Annotated in this window: 14 protein-coding genes; 8 read left to right on the top strand and 6 right to left on the bottom strand. The window is 55.1% G+C overall.

What is annotated here, in order from left to right:
- The first annotated feature begins 231 nt into the window (after positions 1-231).
- Positions 232-1,815: a phosphoenolpyruvate carboxykinase (ATP) gene (gene pckA / locus KTH_RS14810; protein WP_497619675.1), complete on the top strand. Its 1,584-nt coding sequence runs from the start codon at positions 232-234 to the stop codon at positions 1,813-1,815.
- 87 nt (positions 1,816-1,902) lie between these two features.
- Here the strand turns inward: pckA and KTH_RS14805 are convergent, their stop codons facing one another.
- Positions 1,903-2,670: a hypothetical protein gene (locus tag KTH_RS14805; protein ID WP_497619673.1), complete on the bottom strand. Its 768-nt coding sequence runs from the start codon at positions 2,668-2,670 to the stop codon at positions 1,903-1,905.
- A gap of 529 nt (positions 2,671-3,199) precedes the next feature.
- Between KTH_RS14805 and KTH_RS14800 the strand changes: the two genes are divergently transcribed.
- Positions 3,200-3,379 carry a hypothetical protein gene (locus tag KTH_RS14800; protein WP_211326309.1) on the top strand — a complete coding sequence of 60 codons (180 nt, stop codon included), beginning with the start codon at positions 3,200-3,202 and terminating at the stop codon, positions 3,377-3,379.
- 5 nt (positions 3,380-3,384) lie between these two features.
- The gene (locus KTH_RS14795) at positions 3,385-4,218 is read left to right on the top strand and encodes a nucleotidyltransferase domain-containing protein (protein ID WP_111324822.1); all 834 of its coding nucleotides are present in this window, start codon (positions 3,385-3,387) and stop codon (positions 4,216-4,218) included.
- A gap of 96 nt (positions 4,219-4,314) precedes the next feature.
- Here KTH_RS14795 and KTH_RS14790 read toward each other — a convergent pair whose 3' ends face one another.
- Positions 4,315-5,094, bottom strand: coding sequence for a DUF6585 family protein (locus KTH_RS14790; RefSeq protein WP_111324823.1), 780 nt, complete (start codon positions 5,092-5,094; stop codon positions 4,315-4,317).
- A gap of 494 nt (positions 5,095-5,588) precedes the next feature.
- Here KTH_RS14790 and KTH_RS14785 point away from each other — a divergent pair, with 494 nt between their 5' ends.
- Both KTH_RS14785 and KTH_RS14780 read left to right on the top strand, forming a co-directional pair.
- Positions 5,589-5,984: a hypothetical protein gene (locus KTH_RS14785; RefSeq protein ID WP_111324824.1), complete on the top strand. Its 396-nt coding sequence runs from the start codon at positions 5,589-5,591 to the stop codon at positions 5,982-5,984.
- Positions 5,985-6,242: 258 nt separating this feature from the next.
- Positions 6,243-6,518 carry a hypothetical protein gene (locus tag KTH_RS14780; protein ID WP_111324825.1) on the top strand — a complete coding sequence of 92 codons (276 nt, stop codon included), beginning with the start codon at positions 6,243-6,245 and terminating at the stop codon, positions 6,516-6,518.
- Between the two features lie 59 nt (positions 6,519-6,577).
- Here KTH_RS14780 and KTH_RS14775 read toward each other — a convergent pair whose 3' ends face one another.
- Positions 6,578-7,237, bottom strand: coding sequence for a DUF7010 family protein (locus tag KTH_RS14775; protein WP_111324826.1), 660 nt, complete (start codon positions 7,235-7,237; stop codon positions 6,578-6,580).
- 120 nt (positions 7,238-7,357) lie between these two features.
- Here KTH_RS14775 and KTH_RS14770 point away from each other — a divergent pair, with 120 nt between their 5' ends.
- Positions 7,358-7,615, top strand: a complete 258-nt coding sequence (locus tag KTH_RS14770) for a hypothetical protein (protein ID WP_137686072.1) — start codon at positions 7,358-7,360, stop codon at positions 7,613-7,615.
- Here the strand turns inward: KTH_RS14770 and KTH_RS14765 are convergent, their stop codons facing one another.
- On the bottom strand, positions 7,616-8,398 hold the full coding sequence (locus tag KTH_RS14765) for a DUF6585 family protein (protein WP_111324828.1): 783 nt from the start codon (positions 8,396-8,398) through the stop codon (positions 7,616-7,618).
- Between the two features lie 505 nt (positions 8,399-8,903).
- On the opposite strand from KTH_RS14765, the gene KTH_RS14760 reads away from it, so the two are divergent.
- Entirely contained in the window at positions 8,904-9,716 is an 813-nt protein-coding gene (locus tag KTH_RS14760; protein WP_497619669.1) for an alpha/beta fold hydrolase, read from the top strand.
- 443 nt (positions 9,717-10,159) lie between these two features.
- Here KTH_RS14760 and KTH_RS14755 read toward each other — a convergent pair whose 3' ends face one another.
- Both KTH_RS14755 and KTH_RS14750 read right to left on the bottom strand, forming a co-directional pair.
- A complete protein-coding gene (locus KTH_RS14755; RefSeq protein WP_497619667.1) occupies positions 10,160-10,684 on the bottom strand; it encodes a hypothetical protein in 525 nt (174 codons plus the stop codon).
- Positions 10,685-11,568: 884 nt separating this feature from the next.
- Positions 11,569-11,691, bottom strand: a complete 123-nt coding sequence (locus tag KTH_RS14750; RefSeq protein WP_497619665.1) for a hypothetical protein — start codon at positions 11,689-11,691, stop codon at positions 11,569-11,571.
- A gap of 1,416 nt (positions 11,692-13,107) precedes the next feature.
- On the opposite strand from KTH_RS14750, the gene KTH_RS14745 reads away from it, so the two are divergent.
- Positions 13,108-15,618: a protein kinase domain-containing protein gene (locus KTH_RS14745; protein ID WP_497619661.1), complete on the top strand. Its 2,511-nt coding sequence runs from the start codon at positions 13,108-13,110 to the stop codon at positions 15,616-15,618.
- Positions 15,619-15,705: the final 87 nt, after the last annotated feature.

Raw genomic sequence — 15,705 nt, 5'->3', positions numbered from 1 at the left:
CTGTTTTGGGAGGTGGGACTGAAAGGGGAAGGAGGATGCTAGCCTGAAAGGTTGATTTCTCAGGAAACTCTCAGAATTCGTCTTTTGGCGGGTTGCACTGAGGTGGTTACTTGTATTAAACTAACGGTGGTTAGGGGATCGGTCGCGTCGCCAGTACTCTGCGGAGAGTAAAAACACCATAGACGTTGTGATACGCGATCTTCAACACATCCCCCGAAGGAGATGTTGACAATGACGATGATGATGAGCAGGAAGGCGCTAGAAGATTACGGTCTGGTAAACCTGGGAACGATTCACTGGAACCTGCCTCCTGCTGAACTGGTAGAACATGCTTTAGAGCGTAAAGAAGGCCTGCTTGCGGCCAATGGAGCGTTGCGAGCAACGACTGGCGCTCATACCGGGCGCTCACCAAAGGATAAGTATATAGTCTCAAGCGAGCAAACAGCATCTAAGATCTGGTGGGGTGAGAATAACCACCCGATGTCTCCTGAGACCTTTGCGATTGTGCGCCGAAGCCTGGCGGATTACTTGCAAGGACGCGATGTATACGTGCTTGATGCTGCGGCAGGGGCTGACCCGCGCTATCGCATGCCGATACAGGTTATCACTGAACTGGCCTGGCACAATCTGTTTGCGCGCAACCTGTTCTTGCGTGCGACGGAGGCCGACCGCTTGAGCGAGCGTCCTGGCTTTACCGTGCTTTGTGTACCGCATTTCCGTTTAAATCCGCGTTCGCATGGAACGCGCTCTGAGACCGCTATTATTATTGATTTTGAAGAACGGCTTGTGCTGATTGCCGGAACAGAGTATGCCGGTGAGATGAAGAAATCCATTTTTACGGTTCTGAATTTTATCTTACCTGCTGAAGGCGTGTTGCCTATGCACTGTTCGGCGAATGTGGGTGCAGCGGGAGATGTGGCCCTGTTCTTTGGTCTCTCTGGCACCGGGAAGACCAGCCTTTCAGCCGATCCAGAGCGCCGCTTGATCGGCGATGACGAGCACGGTTGGGGTGATAACGGGATCTTTAACTTTGAGGGTGGTTGCTACGCCAAATGTATTAATCTCTCTCGAGAGTTTGAGCCTCAAATATGGAACGCCGTGCGCTTCGGGGCTGTCTATGAGAATGTGGTTCTTCATGAGAAAACGCGTGAGCCAGATTATAGCGATGCATCTATAACTGAAAATACGCGGGTGGCGTACCCCGTTGACTATATTGACAATGTCGTTGAGTCAGGAATGGCCGGGCAGCCGAAGGCGGTCATCTTCCTGTCTGCCGACTCGTTTGGTGTCTTGCCGCCTATCTCCAGGCTTACGACTGAGCAGGCAATGTACTATTTCCTCTCAGGCTATACCAGTAAGCTGGCAGGGACAGAGCGCGGCGTGACCTCGCCTCAGGCAACCTTTAGCTCGTGCTTTGGTGCGGCCTTCCTGCCGTTGCGCCCCGGCGAATATGCCAACCTGCTGCGTGAGCGCATCGAGAAGTACAACGTGCGCTGCTACCTCATCAACACCGGCTGGACCGGCGGCCCGTATGGGATCGGCAAGCGCATTAACATCAACTACACCCGGGCAATGGTCAAGGCGGCCATCAGCGGCGCGATTGACGAGGCCGAGACAATGGTTGATCCGATCTTTGGCCTGCGCATTCCGACCAGTTGCCCCGACGTGCCGAGCGAGATCCTGAATCCGCGCAACACGTGGATTGATCGCGACGGGTATGACATGCAGGCGACGCACCTCGCCGAACTGTTTAAGGAGAACTTCAAGCAGTTCACCCTGCCGTCGGAAGAGGTTCGCAACGCGGGCCCACGGTAGAAGAGGCCTTTATCAGAAAACCTGCATGTATAGAAGAACTGCATGCAAAGAGCAGAGGAGAAGAGACGCTCCCCTGCTCTTTTTGGTCTATTCGGTAAGCGTTGGCTTCCTATTTCTGGTACTGTTCCAGTAGTGCTGCTCCTCCAGTCGTTGCTGGTATTGCTTTTGAATGGCCGGCGTTGCATCGTCCCACGGGTTTTCACTCTGCTGCTGTTGCAGGACGCTGGCCTGCTTTTCGGGGACCAGAAGCTGTCCGGCCTGCTCCTTGCGCCTGGCGAGATAGTCAAGCAGACGACCGGCGCTGGCCAGCAGCAGGAAAGCAACCCCGGCCCCGACGATACTCAGCCCAACCGGCCAGTTATTGACGGTATAGCCGTTCGGATGCTCCTTGTAGCCCTGAGTGCTCAGGGTAGTTGTTTTGCCCGTTTTGCCCGCAAACGTGACCTCGACCACATGGTAGCCTTTCGCTTTGGCCCCTTGCCTGGTAAAGATGCTCTGGCTGGTGATGGGCGTGGTCTCATAGACAAAGGACTCGACGGTGTACAGGAAGTCTTCAGTTTCAGGGTCCTTGCCGGTGGGCGCCGGGAGCATCGGGAAATCGTTCATTGAGAGTTGATAAAAGACCCCGTTCGCGCTCTGTGTGGGCACGAAGTTGTAGGCTCCATCGATCATAAGCGATCGATATTCCCTCGTTCCCTCAAAGCGCTGATATGTCACAGCATGCGAGGTGGTTCCATAGTAGAGCCCCGCACCAAGAAGGATTATGCCGAGGATGATGCGTCCTGCGGTCGCGAAGAAGAGGAAGTGGATCAGGCTGTAGAGGGCCTCGACCAATGGCTTCCTCGGCTGCATCATAACCATGCCGTTTCGTCTCCATCGTGAAGTATATTCGAGACAGCCGGTTGTGGAATACCGGGTGCTCCTTTGCTATGTGTTATGATAATACAAGAAAAGGAGAAAGGCAATAATTTTCGGGTAGAACGGGAAGAAATTGAAGGGAAGGCACTGACCAGGATACCCCGGGAATGGCGCATTCGACCGTTTGTATGCAGAGAGAACGCTTTCCTTCCTCTGAATCCCGTCAGCAAGGAGCATGAAGGGATATGCAGGGAAATGTAGGGATATTTATTATAAGCGATCGGAAACAGAAAGGCAAGAGGAAGTAGAGCAAACGACGATAGCGGAAGAAATAACGCCAGGTACATTTGCGAAATTGTGAGGTATGCAATGGACAGAGGGACAACGTTTTTGCTACACTGACTGCAAGTATGTTTTTCATAAGGAGAGTGAGGAGTGTTAGCCTGTGGAGCTTTGTGAGGCCTGTTGGCAGATGCGCAGGGAGCGATTGAAGAGGGGGACAGCACATACCGGCCGTGTGAGCGGTATGTATCGTTTACCACTGTTTTCCCTTCGTCCGCTTGAATGGTTCCGTCGGGCGGCACTTCATGGCCCGAGCGCGTATTTTCTGGATGCTGAACGTCTCTGGCGGGGCGTTTGGAGGCGCCGCGTGACGTTCAGGGATGTGCAGAAAATGCGTGATCTGTTTGCGTGTGTAAAGGAATAAGTGAAATGCAACAGGAAGCCTTGCTTCAACAGATAGTGCAACAATTGAAAGATGTGCGTGGGGTGCGGGCGCTGGTGCTTGGTGGGTCGTTTGCCCGGGGGACGCAGCGGCCCGACTCTGATCTTGATATCGGGATCTATTATGTGGAGCAGCAGCCCCCCGATATCGAGCATATACGCGCCATTGCGGCCAGCTTGAACGACACGCCCGATCCGGTGGTGACAGAGGTTGGCGAATGGGGGCCGTGGGTCAATGGCGGTGCATGGCTGACGATTCAGGGGCAACGTGTTGATTTCCTGTACCGCGATATTGATAAGGTCATGGCGACGCTTGACGACTGTAACGCGGGTATCGTTATTTCTGATTACTGGCAGCAGCCAGCGTATGGCTTCCACAATTTTATGTACTGCACCGAGACGGCGATCTGTCGTCCGCTCTACGATCCCGAGCACATTCTTGAGCGGCTCAAGGTGCAGGTCGAGGCGTACCCGCCGAAGCTCAAGGCCTCGATTATCAGAACGTTCCTCTGGTCGGCTCAGTTTTCGTTGCGCTTCACCGAAAAGGCAGCGGCGGCGGGCAATGTCTATATGGTGGCTGGCTGTCTGGCCCGAGCGATTCATTGTCTGGTGCAGGTACTCTACGCGCTGAACGAGACGTTCTATCTCAGCGAGAAGACGTTGGCGCACGATCTGGCTGCATTTCAACAGAAGCCGCAGAATATGCTTGAGCGGATCGAGGCGATTCTGGGTTCGGTTGGCACGGCAAGTGAGCTGCCGGTGTCGTGCAAGACGGCGGAGGCGCTCTATGCCGAGGTCGCGGCGCTGGCTGAAGGCCAATAAAAAGCACCGCCTCTGCGTGATGAAGCGGTGCCAGAAGGTGGCGAACGGCCTGAAGGGTGGGGAAAGACCCGCCTTTCAGGCAAAGGAAGCGGGGATCTAGGCCCCGGAATCACTCGTAGCAGCTTTCTTGCGGTAGTACGTATGAATATGCGTGATCAGGGAGAGAAGAAGGTAAATATTAGGCACTGTAGCGGTGTGTGCGTGATACCACTCGCGCCCGCTGGATGGCTGCGTGATGCTGACCTCTGCGCTGTTCACCTGAATGCTGGCGTCGTTCCACGCGAGGGAATCGCTACCGTGGAAGAGGCCATAGCGGTTGATGCCAAGCGGGCCGAAGGGGACGGTGTGTCCTACCGCCAGATCAAAAATAGCCTTGCGGAACAGCCGCCGGGTGACTTCCTGCTGAATGGTTGTGCCCAGTTGCTCGATATTGCTGAAATGGTGATCGAGTACCAGCTTGCGCCCATCATGCCGCCTGATCGTGAACGAATAGCGAATCTGTTGTCCGTGCAGGCCGGGAATAGAGCTTGTTTTCTGCCAGACGGCGTCAATGTGATCCCAGAGGAAAATAAGCATCTCGCGCTGCTTGCTGACAACCAGGCCAGAAGGGTACACGCGAACCTGCCAGGAGCGCCGGAGCAGCGGAATCAGGAGGGCATACCCACCGGGAAGAAGCAGGCCAAAGCTCAGGGGCAGGTAGGCGAGCGTCCACCACTGCCCGGAGAACGGCCCGGCCAGACTGATGATCATGCCAAGCAGGCCAGTATAGAGCGCAATTGCAGAGCAGAGCAAGCGCCTTTTTGAGAAATGGATGTTATGTTCCGAGATGGCTTCTTCCGGTAGATGGGCTCTTGTCAGTTGTTCTAGCTCACGCACGATTTTTTCCCTCTCCTTTGAACTAGCATACTCATGATTTGCTCCCTGATAGAAACACGGATTACCTGCCAAAATGTGTACTCCATTACTTCCACAGTAAACAATAGTTCCTAACCTCTGATCAAAAAACCGTTGTTTCTCGTCTTACTGCAACACAGCGGCGGTATGGCTTCCCGGGCGGCGGCAAATGCGTTGTGCGCCGAAGGGAAAGAGGGTTGTTTGTCTGATCATTGGAGAGGGAGGCTGCTCACTCGTTCGAGTGATTTTTGTCCTCACTCAAAAGAGTGAACAGAGAATACTTCTTTTGTGTGATGCGGTGGGAAAAGGCAATACCATATACTGGTGATATATGGGAACGAGAATCTCTACCGTGTGGGGAATGCAGAGCTTTTGGTATCGCGCGATAGAGAGAACGTCCCGCTTTTCTCTGTTCTGATTGGTATAGAACGAGGGGGTACCGCCCGGTAGTTTCTCTGACGAAGAGGAGTATCTGAATGAACGAATATCCGAATGAAGGCCGGTATCGTGACGAGGATCAGTACTCTGGAGAAGGCCGATACAGCAATGAAGGTCAGTATGGTAGTGAGGGTCGCTCTGGGGGCCGCTCTGAGAGAGAGGAGGACCGATCGCAAAGCCGCAATGAAAATCAATCCGGTGGCATGTTCGATCAGGCACGCAATGCCGCCGAAGGCCAGGTTGATAATGTCATTGATCAATATGCAAGCAAGGTTCCGGGCGGAGAGCAGTATAAACAACAGGCGAAAGATTTCGCTTCAAAGGGGCTGGATCGGATAGAGGAGGAAGGCAAGAAGCATTCCGGTAGTATTCTGGATGAGGCCAAGCGAAGACTTGGGGGCCTCTTTGGTGGAGGCAAGAAACCAGAAGAATGAGAATGCTGCTGTAGCAAGAAGAGACCCTGGCTATCCTCTTTTCTGGGAATGCGCCGTAGCGGGGAACTATTCTCCGCTACGGTCTTTTTTGGGGTTTGATAGGCCGGGGAGAAGCCGGCGCGTTGATCGATTTGGCCGTGTGCTGATCTGGCGTGCGAAAGGGTGCATCTATTTGCAGATATCAGTATACTATTGAGTGAATGCCGTAATGCTGCGGCGTATTTCCACAATGTCGATAGCATCCTTCAGGAGGAGTGAATGAGCGAGGAGCAGAAGCCCCAACAAAACAATCCGTTGAGCAATTCAATTGATGCGGCGCGCGATGTAGCCGAGGAGAAGATCAATCAGGTGATAGATCAGTTTGCCGCGAAGGTGCCCGGTGGCGAACAGTTTAAAGAACAGGCGAAGAACATGGCGGCGCAAGGTCTGGATCTCCTTGAGGACCAGGCCGAGCAGCAGCTTCAAGCGAAGGCTCAGGATCTTCTGGGCAATCTCGGGAATATGTTCGGTGGCAAAAAAGAGGAGAAGCAATAGTCTCAGGAGGCAGGGAGAAAGAAAGCGCTCCCTGCTTTTCTTTTTTCCTGAGTGAGACGCTAGAGCAGCGGTGGTGAGGCCTCAGGATCAGTGAGCAGACTCCGAATCTCCTGCACGATTGTTCCTGCGAGCCGCAGCGCATAGAGCGTCGTCAACCAGAGAATCGCGGCGATTCCCAGACTTAACACAAGCAGCAGTTCCCCTTGAACGCCAGCGAGCTGAAGCAGAATAATGATGCTTGCCAGCAGCGTGATTGTGATGCCGCTCACATAGTAGACCCGCAGGCGGTAGAGTGCCCCCAACGGCAGAAAATGCAGCCCCGAGATCAGCCCAAAGGCCGAGAGCAGAAACCGCTCCTGATGCTCCATCAAGAGGACGGCCAGCACCACAAAGACGAGCAACGATTCAAGCAGAAAGACCGACGAGTAGCTTTTCCGGAGCGAGGGCGGCTCAGGTTGGCTTCCCTCGGGAAAGAGCAGCGTGCGCGGGATCGGGCGCAGGCGATGGCGCACCCGGTAGGTGATGAGACAGAAGGCGATGGTGATCGAGAACAGACCAATCCCGATGGCAAGTTGCAGCAGGCCACTGGTAGAGGGGAGCGCCATGAATGCCCAGAAGGCGGCAAAGAGGTTGAAGAGCATGGCGTTGTTCGTCAGCGAGCGCAGATACTCTTTGACAAGTTTCTGCTCATTGAATGGCTCGTTCTGTTGTTCGTCCATAGGAGACTGAACCTCTCATGATAGTCAGAGCTGCATTGTACCATAAAGCGGCGGCTTGTGGTTGCTGGATTGTTCTGTTATGATAGCCATATTTCAGCGTGGAGGCAGAATATGTACCTGATGACGATTGTGAATCTCTTTGCCGCGGTTTGTGCCCTGGGGCTGGCTTCCTATCTCTGGCGCAAGGGGGCACCTCAATCGAATGTTGGCTTTCTGGGTGCCAGTATCGGCTTTTTTGTGGCGGGCGCCATCAGCCCCTGGTTGACCGGCGGTATTTTCGCGATCCCGGGGCTGGTGATTGGCGCGATTTTGTTTGTTCTGGCCATCATTACCGCCTGGCGCACGCTCTCGCGCCAGAATGCCCGGGGAAGGCGCTAACTACGCGGCTTGCTCGCGAATGTGGGTCAGCAGGGCCTGCAACACTGCCAGATTCGGCACGGTAGACATGGCGATCGGCGGCACGGATGTGGTTCCCCGGGTTTCAAGCTTGAGTGAGCCGTCACGTCGCTGGGTGAGCGCTTTGAAGTGTTGCCATGAAATGTCCTGTCCTTTGCAGGTGATGCCCTGTTGAGAGAGGGTGAGCGGTCCAAACTGTTGTTCTTTGCCCGCTTCGTAGGCTGCGATGGCCTCGGGGAGCAGGCGCTGTTTCAGGGTTTCGATCAGCCGGGCGCGAAAGGTGGAGAAGTTCGTGAAGAGACCGGGGATATGGATCGTGCAGCCGTCATGGCGCCGAATCAGATAGCTGGTGCTCTGGCCTAGCGGGATGAGGCGCAGGAAGTGACGTTCTTCCTGTTGCTCTTTCACGCTCTCGATTGCATCCCAACGAAACGCTTCGATCTTATCGGGAGCCGTGAACAGAAAGCCTTCGCGAAAGGTGTAGAGCCGCCAATCATAGGCATAGGGCAGTGAGAACAGTTGAAACGCGGTCAGGAGCAGGCTACAGAAAGCCAGCGTAAAGAGCAGCGTGACCAGCAGCGTATCATCCATGGAGATGTAGGCCCAGAAGGGCGGCAGAAGCGTCACCAGTATTCCCAGACCGATACGAATATAGATCCCGGCGCGTTTGATCTGGTGCTCGGCGATGGGCTCGCCCAGTTGGAAGGCGCTGGCGGCCTGCTGAATGCTTGTTTCTTCGTTGGGGGTGGCGGTGATCTGTGCCATAAAAAAATCTGTTCCTCTCACTTCCAGATTATTGGGTGGCTAGAATCAAGAACCCTCGGCTGATTGTCAATCATCTATGGTAGTAGTATGTATTCCCTATACAATGTATCGCATTTTCTGGTAGAGTTACAAGCAAGTTATAGGCCAATTTCCCGCAGAATGACGCAAGATGCAGACATTTCACTACATTGTTTCGTATAAATGGACATTCCGGGGACAGAATGAAGGTATTCTATCAGGATGCTATTCCTTATTTGCATGGCAATCCAGATGCTTTTGTGTAGCAGTTGAGGTACTCTGTAATAGGATTTTCTTTTGATTTGTGATGCATCTGTGATAGAAAAGTGATGAAATGCAACGGTGTTTGTGTGTAGAATAAGAGCGTGGAACATGTGCAAAAGGGAGAAACATGGAGGAGGCAAATGGATAGCGCACCGGGGCGCCGGATAGCATGTTTCCACCAGAGGGACCGGTTCCTTAAGATGAAGGAAAGTGAGGACTGCAAATGGACCAGACAAAGCGGCTTTTTTTGCAGGTAGATGATGTTCGGCTCTGTTGTATGGATTTTGGCGGTGATGGCCTGCCGGTGTTCCTGTTGCATGGTCTGGCCGGGCGAGGCTCCGAGTGGCGTACTACAGCGCGCTGGTTGACTCAGCAGCATTTCCATCCGTTCGCGCTGGATCAGCGGGGGCATGGGATGAGCTCGAAGCGGTTGCCCGATTTCTCGCGGGCCGCCTATGTGCGCGACGCCGTGCGGGTGATCGAGCAGCTTGAGCTTGCGCCAGTGGTGCTGATCGGTCAGTCGATGGGGGCGCTGAATGCGTTGCTGACGGCGGCTCAGCGGCCCGATCTGGTACGGGCGCTGGTGGTCGTCGAGGCGCAGCTTGACCCTCAGCCGGGGACACCACAGCAGATACAGCGTGACCTCAGTTCCTGGCCGGTTCCCTTCCAGACGCTCGCGGATGCCCGGGAGTTCTTTGGCGGCGAGACGCTGGCGGCTCGTACCTGGATCGAGATACTTGAGGAGCACGAAGAAGGCTACTGGCCACAGTTCGTGGTTGATGATATGGTGCGCTCGATCTCGGACGTTGCGACAACCTCGTATCGCGACGAGTGGCAGCGGCTGCAATGCCCGACGCTGGTCGTGCACGGGGAGAAGAGCCATATCAGCCGGGACGCGATGGAGGAGATGGCGCGGCTGATCCCCACAGGGCGCTTTGTCGAGATCGCGGATGCCGGGCATGATGTCCACCTGCATCAGCCGGAGCGCTGGCACGAGGCGCTTGAGCGCTTTTTTAAGGAAATCCAGCTTCTGTAATTGAGAGACCGAAGGAGGGGGTTTGACCGTCCCCTCTCCTTCGGTTGGTTGTGAGCGCGTCGTTGTCGTCCGTTCAATTCGCAAGAATGTGAGGTAGAAGTAATAAATGTAGGACAGGGTCAGCATGATCAACCTGCCAACCATGCTGACGAATGCTACCGGCAGCGCACGCACAGAACTGGACAACGGGAAGAACTGTAGGCCTGATGTGCTGCAAGGAACAACCCTCAGGCAGGGATGCAGAAACGCGAAATTTCCCCATAGAAGATGCAGTATGTTTGGATGTGAGCTGATGAGGTTTTGTGCCAGGGCCTGCGTTCCCCATCGACTACAGCCTGTTTGGCGCATCTTTCCCCTCCTTGTCCGCCCGAATTTTCCCGTTGCCATGCTCTGTGCAGGTTGTGCCTCACCAGGAGGCGTTCGCGTGGTGCCAGTGCCAACTGTTATCCCGCGGTATCTGGCTCATTGCCAGACACATCAGGCTCCTGTGGTTGCAGGGGGCCTGTCTGCCTGTCAGTGGGCCGCTCCCGTTTGGGAAGCTTCTGCTTTTTATCATCGGCGAACAAAAGGTGTCGGAGGAAATACCAGGGGAGTCCCCTATCTTCGCTCGGCGAAACCGTCGAGTCGAAATGGGGGATGCCCTGTTCGCCGACGTTTGTCAGCACGTCATCGGCATCCTCTTCAACAGGGTCGGCCAGTTGACCGAGCGTAATGGCGCGCCAGTCCAGACCTGAAGGACCGGGATAGCCCTCTTTCAGCAGCTCTACCCACAGCAAGACCTGCTCGGCGAACTCCACCGGCTTGATATCCGGTGGGAAGACCGAGTTGAACAGCCGTTTCGCCGTGCGATCATAGTACTTTTTTTGCTGCTCTTTGTACATGCGCTCGAGCATGCGCATACGCCGCTCGAGTTGTTTTTTGGGGTCCTCTTCCCCCCCTGGAAAGAGGTTAATTGGTGGGTAGCTCATTTTCAGCCTCCCTGCCACTTGAATAAACAAAACAGCTATTTGCTGTAAACATAATACGAAATCCCTCTCTACGACACCTATGCTACGAAAAGATGACGCTACGGAGACGACCCTCCTACCCCAAATATCTCAAGCTGCGGGGGTGGTTAGGCGCTAATTCAGTTCTGAGGATCCCCGCGTGCTCTTGATGTAGCAATCATAGCAGAGTTTCTATCTGGGTGTCAAGTGATTTTGGCTGGAATTTCTGACAGTTTTTGATTTTTCTCTGTAAATACCTAAAATTTGAGCCAATCAGGATGTAATTTGGAAAAAACGTGTGTCATTTACTGCAGGAGACACAAGGATACCTGAATCTGACGTGGTGAAGCAGAGGAACCGGCAACCGATGGTGAATAGGCAATGCAAGAAGTGCAGGAGAAAACTGCTCTCTGCTTGATACGAGTACTTCCGGCAAGCAAGCAGTGAGGCATGCACCAGGCGAATACTCCCGTAAGACTCATCTTCAGTGCAGGTGATCGCCAGACCTCCGCGCATTCGAGAAGCGCAGCGCTTTCCAGACTTCCAGAAAAAAAAAGAACCGCAACAGACATACATTCGAAATTCATGATTCGAATTTATATATCTATACCATAGATTACTTTTCAGTACTCGTAGTACTGTCTATATATTTCGAATTCGCGCGCGCGCACGCGTATAGGAGGGGATTTGTTTTCTGGCGGCGGAAAACGGACTGCTGCCGCAAAAACGCCTCGGCTGCTTTCCGGGGGGCGTTGCCGGGGAGATCCCGACACCCGTTCAGGTTGCCTCAGAGGCCGACGCAGCGCATGGGCACAGCACGCGCTACCGGGGATTGAGCGGGGAGAAAGCTGGCTGTGGGGCGATCGTCATGCCTCGGGTTCGCTCATCGGGGAGAAACCGGCCTCACCACGCGCCGGAAGCCGCTGCATTCCTCGCTTATCGGCAGGATCACAGAGAGTCGGAGTGCCTCCCATAAAACACGCTGTCACGATGCAAAAACGTCTCCCTTTTGCGAAAAACAAAGAACGCGCAATTATTTTCGCGTTGCGTGCGATCATAGAGCCCGCAAAAAGCATCGTCTGCTGACGATCCAGGAGCCCGAGAAGCCGGCTCAAGGGCTTTGATGCCGGGCGAAAATGCCGGGAAGTAGTATGAAAATATCATGAATAAAAGCGAAAATAATTGCGCATATGCTGCAAACAGCCCGGGAAGCGTGCTCAGGGACTATAGCATCAAAAAAGCGAAAATAATTGCGCGTTGTGAGCAGGCATATTCTCCGCGCAAAGCACCATCTGCTGCCGATCCAGGAGCCCGGGAAGCGCGCTCAAGGGGCTTTGATCTCGTGTGAAGATGGTGTGAAAAAAAGCGAAAATAATTGCGCGTATGTTGCAACAAGCCCGGGGAGCGCGCTCAGGGGCCATACCACAAAAAAAGCGAAAATAATTGCGCTCTCTTCTGACAGATCCTCATTTTTTCTCTGGAGTTTGCTCGACGAGATGGCCACCAGAGCACCATGAGTCCCTCTATCCCCATGTGAGGAGTATGTGAGGTTAATGTGAGCGCTGTATGAGTGCTGTGTCTGGACTGTATGGGTGCTGTGTGGGTAGTGTGTGGGTGGCCGAATGCGGAACAGAGCGCTGAATGATCGCAGAATGGGTGCTGTGTGGGTAGTGTATCAGTTCTGTGTGAGCGCGATGTGAGGAGAATGTGAGCGCCGGCAGGAGACCCGATCGCAGAATGAACACAGAATGAGTACCGTATGATCGCTGTATGAGTACTGTATGGGTAGCGTGTGGGTGCTGTGTGGGTTGCAGTATCAGTGCCAGAAAGAGAGTTGAGTCCAGATCGACCACAGAATGAGCACAGAATGAACACAGAATGAGTACCGTATGATCGCTGTGTGGGTGCTGTATGGGTAGTGTGTGGGTACTGTGTGAGTTGCCGAAAAGAGACCCGATCGCAGAATGAGCGCTGAAGCATCGCTGTATGGGTGCTGTATGGGTACTGTGTGGGTGCTGTGTGAGTTGCCGAAAAGAGACCCGATCGCAGAATGAGCGCTGAAGCATCGCTGTATGGGTGCTGTATGGGTACTGTGTGGGTTGTGTATGAGAGAGCCGCAAACGGCGTGACGAGCGATCATGGGGCAAAGAGGTGGCAGACAGGGAACAGCTTCTGTGCTGGTGGCAGTTCGCCTCATCGAACGGTAGACATCGCAGGTTGTGATGTTCTGTCCGCTTTTGGAGCAACAGAAAGAAAAGTTCTGAAAAGAGTTGCCTTTTCTCCCATTCATATGCAATAATTGGTCTTGTCGCATATACTGGATAGTGCTTTTCTTCGGTCAGGTTCTCGGGCAGAAAAAGGATTTGAGACAGCTCTATTGAGATGAAAAAGGGAGACGTTCGACTATGCAGTTATGGCGATATGGTCGGGCTATCGAGATGGTGGGCCATCGCTACCGCTTGGAAGGGATGCTCGGCAGCGGTGGTATGGCTGATGTATGTCTCGCGTGGGATCTTGTCGGCAAGCGTGAGGTGGCGATCAAGGTCATCAAGCAGGAAAACATGGACCAGCGGGCGCTGGATCGATTCAGCAAAGAGGCGGAGAAAGTGGTGTTGTGGAATCACCCCAATATTTTGCGCGTCTACACGAACGTGCGTATGGAGCTGCTGGACAAGGAACAGGGCTCGATTCTCCCGTATATCGTGATGGAGTACGCGGAGGGGGGCGACCTGCATCGGCGGCTCACGGCGGGCCAGCCCTATGATCTCAGCGAGACGCTTCCGCTCTTTCGCCAGCTCTGTAGCGCTGTGGCCTACGCGCACAAGCACGGGGTCATTCATCGCGACCTGAAGCCGCTCAACATCCTCTTTCGCGTGCTGCCCGATGGCACTGAGCAGCCGGTACTGAGTGATTTCGGCCTCGCTGTCGAGGTGGGAGCCACCCATTTTACCTATGCGCGTGGGGGCACGCTGCCGTATATGGCGCCCGAGCAGTTGCGCGGCGTGGTGGTGCCGGAAAGCGATATTTTTGCGTTGGGCGTGATTCTCTATCAGTTGTGTACGGGGCGCATGCCGTTTCGGCGCACGCTGGCCGATGTCGGACGCTATATTCATGATCCTCGGCCGCCCGCGCCGCCACCGCGTCCGAGTCGCCTGCAAGCGCTGCTCCCGGGGGCGCTGGATGCCGTGCTGTTCAGGGCGCTGCATCACGATCCCGAGCACCGCTATGCGGACGCGCTGGAGCTGTGGGAAGCGGTAGAGGCTGCTTTCTTCGATCCGCCGAAGCGTCATCGCTCATTTCGAGCGTTCGATGAGCGGCCTCGCCCGGCCTCGCTGGACCACGAAACGCTGTCGATGCGCCTCGATGATGATGAGGATCTCGCGCTCGATGAGGAGTCGTTCAGCCCGCCGGACACGTTTGTCTACTCGTCTGCTCGCCCGACGCGCGTGCTGCCCTACGATACGGAGGAGTTCGACGACCCGGATGAGCCGCCTTCAGGGCAGCCTCCTCGTCATTGCCGCTCGATGCAGCCCGACACGCTCGATCTGGAGGATGCCGGCCCCGTTGACCAGCCGTTTCGCCGCTCGCCACGGGGACGCCCGACCGGAGGCTATGCATCGCGACGCTACCAGACGCGGGGCCTGCGCTCGCGGGACTACCAGACACAAGATGAGGAGCCGCGAGCCCGCCCGGCGAGCCTGCAACAGGCCACACGCATCCCTCGTACGGCTGCCCGAACCTCCGGGAAGCGTGGCCGCGGGGTGTTGCTGGTGAGCATCGTGATCGCGCTGCTGCTGGTGGGTGGGCTGCTGACCTGGCTCCTTCCGTTCCGTGGGCTCTCTGGCTTCGGGCAGGCGAGCCAGGCGACCGTTAAACTCACCGTGAGCGGGCAGGAGGTCAGCGACAGCTTCATCGTGAGCGGCGTCGAGCAGAACCCCGATCTGGCACACCTGCGCGTCACCATGCACGAGTACAGCACGACCGAGAGCGCCTCTCAGGACGCCACCGCCACCGGCCAGACAAAGACCGAGGGGGCCCATGCCCAGGGGACGCTAACTGTCTATAATGGATCTTTTGCTGACCCTTTTACTGTTGCTGCTGGAACTGAATTTACTAGCAAGAGTGGTATCACAGTGGCTACTGATGAGGTAGCAAATATAGGCCCATCTGATCCAAAATCTGGAAAAGTGAATTCTGTTACTGTTGCTGCCCACGCCTTGAATATCGGTGTTAAGGGAAATATACCTGTAAAAGATATTGATCAATCTTGTTGCAGCTCTAGTAATGCTATCTATGTGCGCAATCTAGAGCCGTTCACGGGTGGGCAGGACGCGGCGTCATACACATTTGTGCAGCAGGCGGATGTCGATAAGGTGGCGAAGCCGCTGGCCGAGAGGCTGAAAGGGCAGGGCGTGCAGAAGCTCAAGGGGCAGCTTCGGGCGGGTGAAGCGTCGGTCGGGGAGCCGCAATGTACGCCGAAGGTGGCGTCAGAGCAGCCGATAGGAGATCAGGAGCGCACCATCGAGCGGACAAAGGTCACCGTGTCCCAGAATTGCCGGGTTCTCGCGTATAACAAGCAAGAGGTCGAAACGCTTGTCAGGCAGCGTTTAAGCGCGAAGGCAACCGCAGACGCGGGCAAGGATGTGGCACTATCCGATCAGATCAGCACCACCGTGAAGCCCTGCGATTGCAAGAACGGGATGATCGTAGAGGCGAAGAGTGTCGCGACGCCGTTCTTCAATCCGCTTCAGCAGCAGCATCTGGCAAAGAGCATTGCCGGTCGCACCGTGGACGAGGCCATCAAGGCGCTCAAGCAGCAGCAAGGGGTGCGTGATGTCGTCATCGAGGTGGGCGGCGCGAACAGACTCCCGCAGGAGCCAGCCGCGATTCACTTTGAGGTGCTGGTAGAAACCTGAGCAAGGCCAGACGGGACGAGAAGCGGGCAGATGTGGGGAGAGGTCGGAAAGGGAGACAAAAATGCGCTAATCGCAGACCGTACCGGT

The organism is Thermosporothrix sp. COM3, from assembly GCF_059696735.1.
This window is presented reverse-complemented; position numbering and strand designations above follow the sequence as displayed.

Bases quoted from the DNA above. Each gene is read 5' to 3' on its own strand.
- KTH_RS14795 (WP_111324822.1), top strand. From the start codon at position 3,385: ATGCAACAGGAAGCCTTGCTTCAACAGATAGTGCAACAATTGAAAGAT.
- KTH_RS14805 (WP_497619673.1), bottom strand. From the start codon at position 2,670: ATGATGCAGCCGAGGAAGCCATTGGTCGAGGCCCTCTACAGCCTGATC.
- KTH_RS14785 (WP_111324824.1), top strand. From the start codon at position 5,589: ATGAACGAATATCCGAATGAAGGCCGGTATCGTGACGAGGATCAGTAC.
- KTH_RS14760 (WP_497619669.1), top strand. From the start codon at position 8,904: ATGGACCAGACAAAGCGGCTTTTTTTGCAGGTAGATGATGTTCGGCTC.
- KTH_RS14770 (WP_137686072.1), top strand. From the start codon at position 7,358: ATGACGATTGTGAATCTCTTTGCCGCGGTTTGTGCCCTGGGGCTGGCT.
- KTH_RS14775 (WP_111324826.1), bottom strand. From the start codon at position 7,237: ATGGACGAACAACAGAACGAGCCATTCAATGAGCAGAAACTTGTCAAA.
- KTH_RS14765 (WP_111324828.1), bottom strand. From the start codon at position 8,398: ATGGCACAGATCACCGCCACCCCCAACGAAGAAACAAGCATTCAGCAG.
- KTH_RS14800 (WP_211326309.1), top strand. From the start codon at position 3,200: ATGTATCGTTTACCACTGTTTTCCCTTCGTCCGCTTGAATGGTTCCGT.
- KTH_RS14780 (WP_111324825.1), top strand. From the start codon at position 6,243: ATGAGCGAGGAGCAGAAGCCCCAACAAAACAATCCGTTGAGCAATTCA.
- KTH_RS14745 (WP_497619661.1), top strand. From the start codon at position 13,108: ATGCAGTTATGGCGATATGGTCGGGCTATCGAGATGGTGGGCCATCGC.
- KTH_RS14755 (WP_497619667.1), bottom strand. From the start codon at position 10,684: ATGAGCTACCCACCAATTAACCTCTTTCCAGGGGGGGAAGAGGACCCC.
- pckA (WP_497619675.1), top strand. From the start codon at position 232: ATGACGATGATGATGAGCAGGAAGGCGCTAGAAGATTACGGTCTGGTA.